The sequence below is a fragment of the Labrenzia sp. PHM005 genome, assembly GCF_006517275.1.
GTDB lineage: Bacteria > Pseudomonadota > Alphaproteobacteria > Rhizobiales > Stappiaceae > Roseibium.
Genome location: NZ_CP041191.1, coordinates 2709207 through 2722614, shown reverse-complemented (window position 1 = coordinate 2722614; position 13408 = coordinate 2709207). Strand labels below are relative to the sequence as shown.

The 13408-nt window shown below is 53.7% G+C and carries 8 protein-coding genes; 2 read left to right on the top strand and 6 right to left on the bottom strand.

Annotation, left to right across the window (positions count from 1 at the left end):
- Window positions 1-16 precede the first annotated feature (16 nt).
- A complete protein-coding gene (locus tag FJ695_RS12235) occupies window positions 17-457 on the top strand; it encodes a hypothetical protein (RefSeq protein ID WP_141185711.1) in 441 nt (146 codons plus the stop codon).
- 48 nt (window positions 458-505) lie between these two features.
- On the opposite strand, the gene FJ695_RS12230 is transcribed toward FJ695_RS12235, so the two are convergent.
- The 5 genes from FJ695_RS12230 to FJ695_RS12210 form a co-directional block, all read right to left on the bottom strand.
- Window positions 506-2461, bottom strand: coding sequence for a BTAD domain-containing putative transcriptional regulator (locus FJ695_RS12230; protein WP_141185710.1), 1956 nt, complete (start codon window positions 2459-2461; stop codon window positions 506-508).
- A gap of 35 nt (window positions 2462-2496) precedes the next feature.
- Entirely contained in the window at window positions 2497-3657 is a 1161-nt protein-coding gene (locus tag FJ695_RS12225) for a YcaO-like family protein (RefSeq protein WP_141185709.1), read from the bottom strand.
- A 141-nt stretch (window positions 3658-3798) separates the two neighbouring features.
- A complete protein-coding gene (locus tag FJ695_RS12220) occupies window positions 3799-4599 on the bottom strand; it encodes an ABC transporter substrate-binding protein (RefSeq protein WP_141185708.1) in 801 nt (266 codons plus the stop codon).
- Window positions 4600-4880: 281 nt separating this feature from the next.
- A complete protein-coding gene (locus FJ695_RS12215; RefSeq protein ID WP_141185707.1) occupies window positions 4881-6158 on the bottom strand; it encodes an MFS transporter in 1278 nt (425 codons plus the stop codon).
- Complete coding sequence (locus FJ695_RS12210) at window positions 6155-7078, bottom strand: LysR family transcriptional regulator (protein ID WP_141185706.1); 924 nt, start codon at window positions 7076-7078, stop codon at window positions 6155-6157. The genes FJ695_RS12215 and FJ695_RS12210 overlap by 4 nt, the downstream gene beginning before the upstream one ends.
- 385 nt (window positions 7079-7463) lie before the next feature.
- Here FJ695_RS12210 and FJ695_RS12205 point away from each other — a divergent pair, with 385 nt between their 5' ends.
- A complete protein-coding gene (locus FJ695_RS12205) occupies window positions 7464-12044 on the top strand; it encodes an Ig-like domain-containing protein (protein WP_168206340.1) in 4581 nt (1526 codons plus the stop codon).
- 118 nt (window positions 12045-12162) lie between these two features.
- On the opposite strand, the gene FJ695_RS12200 is transcribed toward FJ695_RS12205, so the two are convergent.
- Window positions 12163-13095, bottom strand: coding sequence for a GGDEF domain-containing protein (locus FJ695_RS12200; protein WP_141185704.1), 933 nt, complete (start codon window positions 13093-13095; stop codon window positions 12163-12165).
- Between the last annotated feature and the right edge of the window lie 313 nt (window positions 13096-13408).

The window sequence follows — 13408 nt, the reverse complement described above, 5'->3', positions numbered from 1 at the left end:
GCTGGAGGAGAGTATTATGTCTGACATTCACCAAGGTGAGTTTGGCCGTTTCAAAGTCATCAAACCCGTGGAGTTTGGGCAACTGATCCACGATTGGGCCGTTGGCAAGGCCACTCCGCCGGAAACCATTGGCGATCTGCGCAAGGTTCTTGAAGGCCCAGACCCAATCGCAATGGTGCCAGACCGCTGGAAGGATGACGACTGTGTTCGCGCGGTACAAGCAGAACCGAATGAATTTCTCCTGCGCCTGCCTCCGAAGAAAATGATCGAAAACACTATGAAAGTGCTTTCATCCGGGGAGGAAGCCACCGGCCGTTACGATGTACCCAACTTCTATCGGGTCAAACTGCGTGGCCAGACCGACGGACAGGAATCCGAGCCGTCAAACGACCATATGACCAATCTTGATTTTTTCCTTTGCCGGGTATCCGACTATACAGTCTCGGTCTGCCGCTAACCGGTCAAACCAGCCAGGTCAAATCCCCCTCTTCTGACTGGCTAGGTCTTACAATCCGGCTTCCGACAGCCATTTTCGAATGCGCTGCCGGAGGCTGCTTGACCGGATTGGAAACATTTGAGCAAGCCAGTCACCGGCGTTTTCCGGTGACGGCGCCACTTGCCCGTACCAATCCTGTTTGAGCAGCTTGTAAAGCTCTTCCGCTTCTGTCTTTGCCTCATCGAATCGACCCAATTCCGAGAGCGCGGAGATCGTCCAGGTTTTCATCCCGTAATACCCCTGCCCGGCACGCGCAGAGGCAGCAAGACATCCATCGAAGTCTCTTGCGAGAAACCGGATTCCCGCTAAATAACTCCAATGTTCCGGAGCAAGGTCGACATCAAGATCCAGGATCATACCGGTATCGACGCCTTGTTCATCTGTTGACCGGCAAAATGCCAATCCGTGAGTTCCGGAAATCAACGCCCACGGATCGTTTGGATTTAGTTGTATGGCCGAGGTAAAGGAGCTTTCAGCTTCATCAAAATTCTGCAAAAGCGCTTGGGTCCAGCCAACACTTAAATGGGCCCGGGCATCCAGTGGGTCTAACTCCAAAGCTTTTTTTGCGTGACTGTAGGCGAATTCGGCATTTGCCGTACGCCGAAACAGCCCTGGCCGGACAATATGACGGCCATTGGCAAATTGCGCCATCGCGCTGTGGGCTGGGCCAAAGTTGGGCGCCTTTTCTACAATAAACCGAAGCAGTTCTAAGGCTTTGTTGTCTTCAGCATCCCGCCATTTTTGCAAGCGCTGCTGCGCATGTATCCAGGCATCATACAACCCGGGCATCAACGCATCTCCGGAGCTGGCCATTTGCAGCCGGTCTGCAGATACCTGCACCCGCACGGCATAGGCAATCTCTTGCAGAAAGTTATGCCGTTGAAGCGGGGACTGGCCCTCGGCACACCGGATCGTTTGCCCCCAAACAAACGTCCCTGAATGCTCATCCCGCAGGTTCAAGGAATACGCGATTTCCCCACCTTCGCGCCATGCGGAGAGCGGAATTGAATAGGTTGGCCGTTTACTCTCCTTTTGATCTGCTCCCCAATCAACGACAGACCATTCGCGGAATTTTACGAGCCGGGATATCAGTTCAGAGCGCATGCCCTGCAAATATGAGTTGGCGACTTCTCCCTGAGTAGATTGGTCTACAGGCGCAACGATGATGATCGGGTGTTCGGACAAATCTTGGGACACCGACACATTACGAGGAACGGGGTGTTGCCTGGACTGGTCGACCTTTCCCAGCTTGATGTCGGCAATCACATCCTGCGTTTCAAAATCCGGTTCAGTGTCAAAATCCTCTGATAGAGTTTGCCAAAGCGTGTCATAGATTGCGATCGCGCCGGCATAATCCCCTTCTGACGCCTTCTCGATCATGAGATAGCGTGCAGCTGGTTCATTGGAAGGGTCGAAGACAAACAAGGCTTGCGCCCATTTCCCGCCAATTGCTGGCAGCTCTTTCGTTTCGTTGAATTTCTGCAACAGGGCTTCCATGACCCTGTCACTCCAGATCTGACGTTGAACCCGCAGCCAATTGGTGAAATTGGGATCGAATTCATCACAGCCGGCGAAGATTTTGTGTGAATACCGCAATTCGTGAAGCACGCCACGCTTTGGCACTTCGGAGTGTTCAATCGATGTCAGCAGATCTTGGACGTCAATTCTAAATCCACTGCCACGCAACTCAATGCTCTGTGGGTCTGCGTAAAAGTCGTCATATCCAACACTCTTACAGGCCACACGGATGGAACGGATGACTTGACGAAGAGACATGCGGGCCTTGTCTTCGCTCGATTCCGACCACAAAAGACCGGCCGCAGACTGCCGGGAAATGGTGCTTCGCTCACTTACCGCCAGATACGCAAGCAAGGCATCGCCCTTCCGAGACGAAGTGCTAAATGCTTGACCATCCAGCTCAAATGCTGGCGGACCGATAACGCGGACGTACAAATTTCTATCCAAGCGTTCCCCCAATCAACGCGCTGGAACAAGAAATGTTAAATCGGCTCACACACCACTACAGTGTCGGACCATCCATTGTACAACGTTTGCGCACATGTCAATCTTTGCGAGGTAAATACCACGGGAAGTGGTTGCAATTGAGGGCAGACAACTCGGGCAACCGGCACACCTATTTGGGGCGATGTCATCTCAACGACAAACCTTCTTAGACCTGCATTCTGCAAAGCTGCGTCAATATCGGCATCCTGACCGGCCGGTTTCAAACCGCGCTCACGCGGAGGACAACCAAAGAGACTTGATCCAAGGGACAAATGCTGACGCCGCTTTACCACCTTAAAGTCGGCCGGAGTCAGTCGATCGGTTTTGCCGGACTGTACTTTGAGATCACACAGGATGTTACCCAGTTCCATCTGCGCCAACTCCTTGAGAGCCGCTACAATCGCTTGCGAAACGCTCCTGCGTGCAGCGTAGCCGAAGGCGACATCACCACCATCTGCATTTGCCGATACGGCTGCGACTACGGGCACATCAATGTCAGTACTCAGGTCCAGGAGAATGGTTTGCCGATCCCCACTCCCCTTTCGCATGACTTTCTGGAAACGCTCCGCCTGGTCCAAAAACGGGGCAGCGATTTTGCGGGGCGGCCGTCCTCCATACCACCACAGAGCAACAGCATCCCGCTCAATCAGCTCCAGTGTCGCCACTTCAATGGCAGCAGACAGCGTTTGACCCGCTGCGAAGCCTGAACTGAAGGCGGTTTCAGTTTCTAATTGTCCCTTAAGGTCCCGGAAACACAGAGAGGCTGGAACAAAACGATCCGCCTGACATAAAGTTTCTAGTCCAGAAACCCAGCCATCCCTTCCTAAATCAGGTCCTAAGGCTCCAAAATCCGAAGACAATTCCTTTGATGCCACAAGCGGCAGGTTTTCCTGGATCTGCACTTCGTCTGATTTGAAAGCTGTGAACTGCGATAGTGTTTCTGCGATCTCGCCAAAGCACCGCTCTAGAGCCCTCTGAGGATCGATATCAGCGGCCCCAGCCGAGATTGCTTCCATTCCCTTCGCCGGTTGAAACTGTGCACCGACAAACACCATTCCCGGCGCATACGGCAGGTCGATACAGAAAATGTCCTGTATGTAGTCGACAACCCCATTCAGATTGGAGCCATCGGGCAGTTCCAAACTCAATTCGTTCAAAGCACTCCCCCACGCCAATGCTACCGAACAGGCGGTCCCAAAGAGTTTTGCACAAACACCCTTTCGGGTGGCCGGCCCAGATTGTATTTCTAAGCGCTGGCCAGACTGTTCGAAAGAACCAAGACTTTTGGGAGGCTATTTTTACCGTTCCAGGACGCCTTCCGGCTGTGTCCAATCTGAAAGTCCATATCGCGCCATAACACCGCTGACTCGTCCGTCCAATTTGAACTTGGCCATTGCGCTATCAAAATAGGCTCGCATTTCCGCAACATCAGAAGCCATCTCTTCTGTAGGTGAAAATGCCATATAAACTTTCGCGACTGAGACACAACCGGCTTGGCGAATTCTGTTTTCCATGCCGAGCTGCCGGGCAGCGTGAACGGTTGAGTTATGAGTGAACAAAAAACTATTCACGCGACCTAACACCAGCATATCTATGCTGTTTTTCAGATATTCATCGCTATAGGGAGCAAAGAAGAACAGATCCGTTCTCTTCGAAATGAACTCATTCAACTCCTCAATTGAAGTGTCGGTTGCGACAGCTGTCAAATGCCCCTCGAGTGAGGATGTCCCCTCGAATGTCCAAGGGTTGTCCGTAAGGACAAAGAAGCACATCCTTTGAACCCCGATTTCCTCTGCGGGATAGACCAGGTCAGGCGCTTCAGCTTTTGCGGGAGACAACAATGCATGAACTCTCCCTGCTCTTGTGTATTGAATGGCGCGGGACCAAGGATAGATCTTGATCGCCAAATCATAGGGACTGGCTTCAAAGATCTGCTCAACGATGTCGGTAATATAGCCAGCTTTATCGCCGTCAATACAAAGTTGGGGGCACCAATCTATGGACGCGATGTGCAATGTTTTTTGATCCGCAGCGGCACCTGAAATGAAGTGCATGGCAAACCAAACAGCTATTAAAACTCTACAAGCACCGGCCAGCATAGGCGTTGTCAGCCTTCTTTAATAACGCGTCTTCCGAAGCGGCGAAGAGATTGAATTCTAACATACTCGCTGACTGTTAAAAGAAATCAAACCAAACCTTCCCAAGGAGGAACGTTAATTTTTACCCACTCTGCTTAATGAAAGACGGCGAACGTGAAGCGGAATAGAAACAGAAAAACTGACAGGCTTGAGCGGATTGGAGCTCTGTTTTCCATAGCCGTACTCGTATTTTGAGCACTCAGATCCTGAGCACGGAATTTTCTTCAAGTCACCGCCAAGGCTCAACAGCCTGCAGACGACAAGAGCGAGCGCTTTTCTTCTGTTTCAGCATCTTGCGGGATTTCCCGCACGACCTGCCAATAGTGCCAAGCAGCCCAGATGCCCGCGATCTGAAGGGTCAAGAGCCCATAGGCGATAGAGCGGTTACCTGCTTCCGAAAACACGGTATCGCTTAATAGTCCGATGATTGTCGGACCAAGGCCAACGCCAATAAGATTGAAACAGAACAGGTAAATTGCCGTCCCCATCGGCCGCATTTCAGACGACAGGTTTGAATGCAGATAGGCAAAGGTCGGAGCCCAGAAGACACCGCCCATGAAGGCTGCAACAGCAAACGCAGCAAGCGCAGTAGCCGTGTTGTCCGCCAACAGAAATACAAAAACAAACGGCTTTGAAATCAGAATTGCCGCAACGACTATGCCGACGCGCCACTTCGCATTTTTTTCACCCAGCCAATCTGCAAGTTTACCGGAAAACCAGGTGCCAAACCCGCCGCCAATGCCAATTACCAGCGCCAGGAAAATTCCCGTTTGAGCTTGTGTCAGGCCATGGTTCCGGATGATCAGGGTCGGGTTCCAGGCCAGCGCCCCAAATGTGACGATACCGACAATGGATACGCCAAGCATCGCATGCAGCAGTCCGCGATGCCCATAAATGGTTTTTAGGGACGAGATAAAAAGCGACCGGCTTTCTTCGCTGGAAACAGCGGTTTTTTCGCGAACTGGTTCTGTAACCGTAAACTTCAACAGAACGGCGAGAACAAGCCCGGGAAGACCTGCAATGACAAAGGCCCACCGCCATCCCAAAAGCTGACCGGCAATGCCGCCTATTAGGAATGCCAGCAAAATCCCGATATTTGCTCCGGTCACAAACGTCGCCATCGCCGAGGTTCGTTTGTGTTTTGGATAGAGATCCGAAATCATGGAATGAGCCGGGGTGACGGCGCCAGCTTCACCAATTCCAACACCGAGACGGGCAACAGCGAGTTGGACGAAGTTCTGCGCCCCGGCCATGGCTATGGTCAAAGAGCTCCAAAGGGCGACACACGTGGAAATGATGTTGCACCGGTTCCCTTTGGCCGAGAGTTTTGCAATCGGAAATCCGAAGAGCACATAGACAAGGGCAAACATGAGGCCGGACAACAGCCCGAGCTGTGTGTCGGACAGAGCAAATTCCTGTCCGATTGGATCCAGGACAATGCTCAGAACATGCCGGTCCAAATTGTTTACGGCAAATACAGCGGTGAGAACCGCGAGGGTCCAGCGGCGCTCAGTGTTCATTCCAGTTCAGTCCACTCTTTAATTAAATTCTGAATGCGGCCACGCAACCACATATGCCCGGCGTCATCATTGAAAGTTTCATTCCACACCATGTGCCAATGATGGGTGGGACGATCGAGCGGCAGCTTGAAAGATTTCAGATTGAGCTGCCTGCCAACGGCTTTGACAATGACTTCGGAGCATGCACCGACAAGATCGGTTGAGGCGACAAGATAGGGAACTGACCAAAGCCGCGAGACGAAAGCCACGTGGTTCCGGTTCACAGACTTGGCCCGCATCTCATGATCGAGATGGGTGTGCCTGCGAATGTCGTCGTTGAACCCGACAAGATCGGCTTTCGACATGTCTTCAATCGTGAACTCGTTCTTGGTGCCATATACTGGATGATCCGCCCGAACGATGATGCAGGCATCTTCTTCCATCAGATAAGCCGTACTGATGTCCGGTTCGGTCAGAAGGTTGGGCAACAAGGCGACGTCAATCTTCTTTTCCAGGATGGATTCCCGGATGTCGACGCCCACAAAGGGGTGGGTATGGATTTTGACGTTGAGGCCCTCAGCCTGAATTTGCCGGGACATGCCAGTCAATATGATAGGTTCCATGGAATCTGGCATGACGATTGTAAAAACGCGGTCGCTGGCTTTGGGATCAAAGACGTTTGCCAGGGAGATTGTCTCCTGGACCGTGCGTAAGGCGTCACGAATGGCCGGTGCAATCCGGTCAGCCTCCCGCGTTGTTTCCAGTCGGTTGCCACTTCTTTGAAACAGCGGATCGCTCAAGTGTCCGCGAAGACGTTTTACTGCATTGCTGACCGCCGATTGGGTCAAGCCCAATTCTTCTGCTGCCTTGGTGTTCGACCGGGTCCGGTAAACCGTGTCAAACACCAATAGGAGGTTCAGGTCCAGCCCACGCAAGTTCACAGTGTAAATATCCGAGTTGCAAATTTTAAATTTCCGTAAACCTTTATAACCAGTTAAATCAAATGCAGAAAGCTTTTTATCGAAAGTTTTCAAGGCGTGTGAGCGTCGTATTGGTCGGAGGAGTTAATGCGATAAACTCGCATTATTCATCACGTAAACTTGTTGGTGCATGATCTGATCCGGGATTGTTGAACGCAGTCCCCACCAACTGACATTTGAAGTCATATTCGGCGAAAGCAAAACCGCTTTTGCCAACGGCTGTGTTCGCCCTGAGTTCATGGGGCATCACACCGGCGGTACGCGGTTCAGCGCGGCTCTATCTTTGCGCGTCCTGCATCAATTTTCACGAGTTCCAGTTGAGTACCTGTGTAACGGAGCGTGTTTCATGCTGTCATTCGATGAGGCTTTCTATTTAGCCCAAAATCCGGATGTGGCCGCGGCCATAGAAGCTGGGTTGATCGCGAGCGCCGAAGCCCATTTCAATCTGATTGGATTTCAGGAGGGACGGGATCCGAACCCGTTGTTCGATGTCTCCTTTTATCTTCAGCAGTATCCGGATGTTGCGCAGGCCGGAACAAACCCGTTCGATCACTTCAACAGCATGGGGGGCGGTGAAAACCGTAATCCCAATGCGCTTTTCGATGCCGCATATTATCTGGAACAAAATCCCGATGTCGCGGCCGCTGGCGTAAATCCGTTTGAGCATTTTCTAACCAATGGTGCACAGGAAGGCCGGGATCCAAGTCCGAATTTCGACATCTCCTACTATCTAGAGCAATATCCGGATGTTGCTGAAGCGGGTATCAACCCGCTGCTCCACTACCTCAAATACGGCATTTTTGAAGGCCGGTCGCCGATTGCGCCGTCGGGTGACCCGCCGCCCCCTGAGAACCTGCCAACTTCCGGAGATGGTGACGACGGTGGAGGTGGCGGAGCTGGAGGTGGTGCCGGAGACGGTGGTGGCGGTGCCGCTGACAACACCGCACCGGTCGTTACAGCTTCCCAAAGCTTTGATCTGGCTGAGAACGGCGCGGACGGGACGGTGATTGGAACCGTGGCCGCAACAGACGCGGTCGGTGTCACAGGTTTTGCCATTGCCGGCGGCGATGACGCTGGTTATTTCGCCATAGACGCAAATGGCCAGATCACGTTGACCGCGGTAGGGGCTGCCGCCGCACCGGGCGATTTCGAGACCGGGGCAAACAGCTTCGCCCTGACGGTGACGGCGCGCGATGCCGCCAGCAACACCTCGGCTGGCGAGACCGTGACGGTCAACATCACCAACGTGGATGAGAACACCGCTCCGGAGGCAACAGCACAGACCCTGAGGACAGCTGAGGATGTGGCCGTTGCCGGTACACTCGCAGGTACCGATGCCGAGAACGATCCGCTCACCTATGCGATTGTCGTGAACTCGGCGGTCGGTGGCACTGTTACGAGCTTTGATGCGGCGACTGGCGATTTCACCTTCACGCCAGGAACAGATTTTTCCGGCGAGGCTTCGTTCCAGTTTACCGCCAATGATGGCGCAAAAACTTCAACGCCGGCGGAAATCACCGTTGACGTGAGTGGCCAGCCGGACATTCCCTCCGTCGGGATCCAGGTGCCCGATACGGTCGAAGAGGGGCAGGCTTTCACTGTTCAATTGACGGCCGAGGTCAGTGATACCGACAATCCGGGCAACACCGAGAAGATCACCAATGTCACCTTGTCCGGCTTGCCCGCAGGTTTTCAGGTCACGGACGGTCAGAATACTGCGACGTCTGACGGGACTTCGATCACTGTCACCAATTGGGATTTGTCCGGCGATCTCACAGTGACCCCGACAGGCGATTTCAATGGCGATCTCACGCTTAGGGTCGGGGTGGATGTCACTGAAAACGGGATAACCATTGCTGATGTGGGCGCGTCAGATGATGTTGCGATAGAGCCGCCCGCAGATAATTCAGTCCCTGTCGTTACGGCGGAACAGTCCTTTGAACTGGCAGAAAATTCCGCCGTCGATACTATCATCGGCACGGTTCAGGCAACTGATAACGTTGGCGTCACCGGCTATGAGATCACCGATGGCGACGACAACGACTATTTCTCCATAGATGCCAACGGCCAGATCACATTGACGGCTGACGGCGTTAACGCCGCGATCAACGACTTTGGAGCAGCGCCGAACAGCGTCGATCTGACAATAACAGCCTCTGATGCTGCCGGAAACACATCGGCAGAAGAGACGGTAACCGTAAACACCACGCCGGCCGCCACAGCTGTGTCGGCGGTCTTCAGAGCGAACTTTAATGGTGCAGGCTTTGAACTCGGGATTACCGACGGCACTCCGGAAGGAACAAGACTCGAAGCTGATACGGTGCCCGGTTTTGAATCCGGCAATGTAAGAGACATAACCCGGTTCGGCAATAATGGCCTCTTGTTTACGGTGACACAGGAGGCCGGTGCGCCTGTTCGCGAACTGCCCTATCACTATGACCTTCAAACCCAGGCGCTGACGCAGCTTTCTACGGATATTTATTCTTTTGGTTCCTACGCTGATTTGGGGAACGGCCGAGCACTCTTCTACGGGAGTAACGGCAATAGCGGCACTGAACTCCATGTCGCCGACGGAACGCCGGACGGCACCGAGCTCGTGCTAACTATTCGTGGTGGGGCCGGGTCGGGCGTCGGCTTCTCTCCCATCACAACCGGCATTGGCAATGGCCGGGCTGTATTCATGGCCGATGATGGCGGAGCCGTTGGTTACGCACTGTGGGTCTCTGATGGGACGGCAGAAAATACGACGAGACTGACGGATACCCTATATTCAACTCGGGAATTCGCCTCAACCCGCGACGGCAAGGTGTTTTTCCCCGGTTCGACAACAAGCAATGGCCGGGAACTTTGGGTGACCGACGGGACGATTGCGGGCACAGGGATGGTCGTCGAGCTGTGGGACGCCGACAACATCCAGAGAAGCTCCTCTCCGGAGAGTCTGGTCCCGTTCGGAAATGATCGCATCGTGTTCGCCGCCCGAAACCAGGATGGACATCACATCTGGATTTCAGACGGAACGGATGCAGGCACACAGCAACTCAGCGACAACGAGACCTCGCCTGCAGACCAGACGATACACGGAGTCATGGCGTTATCGGATGACGTGGTTCTGTACTTTACGTCTTCGAACGGAAGTACCAGCTACCAGATGTGGCGCACCGAGGGCACGCCAGAAACAACACAGCGGGTAGGTACATTCGAGTTCACCGATGCCCCGGTCATGAGCAAGTTTGCCCAGTTGCGGGATGGCCTTGCGGTCTTTAGCGCAGGCGACGCTGAACATGGTGAAGAGCTCTGGATCACCGATGGCACGGCTGCGGGGACTGCTCTTGTTGCTGATATCGCGCTCGGCCCAGGCTCGTCGATCCCTACAGATTTCACGTCCCTTGGTAATGGGCAGGTATCGTTTACCGCCTTTTCCGACGAACGACACGATGGACAAAACACCAGATCAGCAGGAGAAAACGAGGAGGAACTTTGGGTCACCGACGGCACCGCCCAGGGAACCCTGCGGCTGGATGATTTCGATACCAGCGGCAGTTCACGTCCAGCGTCGTTCCTGGCCGGTGAAAACGGCGGAACCTTCTTCCGCGCAAATGACGGCCTACATGGCAAAGAACCGTGGCGCTTCGACGAAGCGACAAATACGGCAACACTCCTTGCGGATGTGGTGCCGGGCGTTGAGAATTCACATGCGACGCCAGAAGCCGTTCTTGGCGATCTGCTGCTTTTCACCGCGACCACCCCGGAAGAGGGCGACGAATTATGGGTCTCCGATGGCACCGAGGCCGGCACGCAATTGCTTCGCGACACCTATCCTGGCGAACGGGATGGATACCCGGATGACTTTGTGACCCTCGATACCGATGGCGATGGATCGGATGACCTTGCGATCTATCGAGCGAATGACGGGACGGGACAAGGCCTTTGGGCCACTGACGGAACGGTTGCCGGCACGGCCAAAATCACCGGCACAGGTCAGGACAACCTGACAGACATTCGCGACATGCATGCGATCGACGATCAGAGGGTGTTAATTTCCGCTGGCACTGCCGCCACCGGCCGCGAATTGTGGATCTATGATGAGCCGCAAAACTCCATTTCGCTGCTCCGGGACATCGTCGCAGGGATTGGCGATGGGTTTGTTTCGCATTTTGCTCAGGCGTCAGAGGATCTGGTTTACTTTGCGGCAGAAACGCCGGATGGCGAACGCTCGCAGCTTTGGCAGACGGACGGCACGTCTCAAAATACCGAGTTGCTGTTCGACTTCGATTCCGATCCGCAAAGTAACGACAACAGCTATCAGCAAATACAGGCCATCGTTCCGACCGCCAATGGCAACGTCTTTATCTCGGTGTACACTCCGACCCCTGGCCCCAGCACCCAAAGTTTCTTCTATTACAACAGCACAACGGGCGAAACGACTGCCCTGGCTGAATTGTCTGCAGGCACGGTTTCAAGCCTCCCGGCAATTGCCGCGCTTAACAACGGGTCGGTTCTGTTCGGCGTTAAGGAGCTCGATGGCTCGAGGTCAATTTGGATCACGGACGGCACGGCAGCGAACACGGGCCATCTGGTCCCCGAAGCCCAAACGGATTTTGACTTTGTTGGCGAATTGGCCACGCTTGGCGATGGCCGGGTGGTGTTCGCTGCGGACGATGGTGAGGGGGCAGGACGTGAACTCTGGATCACCGATGGAACGGCAGAGAATACCCAAATGCTCATCGACATCTTTGATGGTGAAAACAGTTCTTTCCCGACCCGGTTCGCCCCGACAGGTGATGGCAGGGTCGTGTTCTCTGCCAGCGCCGAAGGCGAGGGTTATGAACTCTTCATCACCGATGGCACCGTTCTCGGCACGACGTTGATCGGCATCAATCAGACATCTGCAGGATCCGAGCATTCTGACGTGACGCCTCTCCTTTGATGAAGCATGGCGGGCGGAGTATTCCGTTGATACCGGCATGCCTACGGCCCAGACGAATTACTTTGTCCGGTATCCCGCATAGACCATGAGGATGCCGTTTCAATTGTTCAAAAGGGCTCTAGGAACTGATGCGATTACGGCCAGTGGTTTTGGATTGGTACATCAGTTCATCGGCACGTTGGACGGCTGCTTCGAAGTCGTCGCCCGGCTGGGTGCGAGCAAGGCCGGCGGAAACTGTGAGCGGTCCAAAGGATTTACCGGTTCGGTTGTGATAAATGGTGCGGCGGGCGATATCCGTGCGAATACCCTCCAGCATTTCCAAGCAAACGGCCGCGTCTGTATTATAGAACAAGATACAGAATTCCTCGCCGCCATACCGGCACATGACATCTTGCGGGCGCAGGTGATTTTGGATCAAATTGGCAACTATGCGAATAGCGTAATCACCCAGAACATGACCGTGCAGATCGTTTATTTGCTTAAAATGATCGACGTCAATCAGGGCGATATGAAGTGAAAGGTCAGCTACGTTTAACCTGGCAGGTAGCTCAGCTTCCAGAAAACGGCGATTGGGCACACCCGTCAGGGCATCGGTGAAGAGTTCCGCCTGGTAGGCCTGCAGCTCAGCCTCAAGGACTTCGGCCTGAGCAGTAATGTTGGTCAGGTTCTCCTGCATTTCAGAGTTTATTTGCAGGACCGTATCGCGCAATGGTGTTTTTTCAGATTGGGCTTGTGCGCAAGTAGCCAGGTGTTTGGAAAGGTCCATCGCCGTATTGGCTGACGTTGAAATCGAGCTTGTCCGCGCCTGCGAACTTTGAACCACAGACATATGGTGTCCCGGTTCGATGCCTGAGTTAATATACGCGTCATAGAGAAATTCCAAATCCCGCACTGTCAACGCAGTCTCGTTAGCTTCAAGGCGGCGAACTTCCCGGGCTATATCGGACTCTGGTTCGGTAAGGGCGACAAAGAGCACATGAAAAACCCTTGGGTCGCAGTCCAAGTCATGAAGCTTGATATCCCGGAGAACCTGTTCACATGTCCATGTCACTCTATGCGGCCCTCTAAAACTCTGATGGCACCTGCTAAGAACACCCGCAACCGCAGTGGTTTTGGTTGCGTGAGAGGATGAACCAATTGGTCCATCATCGAGGTAATTTTCTGCAATTTCCGTCAGCTCAGTTTGGGCATGACCGTGTTAAGAAAGACTTGCTTTTAAACTATACTCTTGTCCGCGAGTTTGTTGAGGAGGCATACACCAGCGTTGAATAGCCCCCCGATCCGTAGATACTTTTGCGCCTAACTAGAAGTATGGTGCTGGCGCGAGCAACCCGCGCGACTCCAATATGCAACCCGAGTGTGGA

What these genes read in the sequence shown, in the direction of transcription:
- FJ695_RS12235 (WP_141185711.1), top strand. Translation starts at nt 17, where the DNA reads ATGTCTGACATTCACCAAGGTGAGTTTGGCCGTTTCAAAGTCATCAAA.
- FJ695_RS12220 (WP_141185708.1), bottom strand. Translation starts at nt 4,599, where the DNA reads ATGCTGGCCGGTGCTTGTAGAGTTTTAATAGCTGTTTGGTTTGCCATG.
- FJ695_RS12215 (WP_141185707.1), bottom strand. Translation starts at nt 6,158, where the DNA reads ATGAACACTGAGCGCCGCTGGACCCTCGCGGTTCTCACCGCTGTATTT.
- FJ695_RS12205 (WP_168206340.1), top strand. Translation starts at nt 7,464, where the DNA reads ATGCTGTCATTCGATGAGGCTTTCTATTTAGCCCAAAATCCGGATGTG.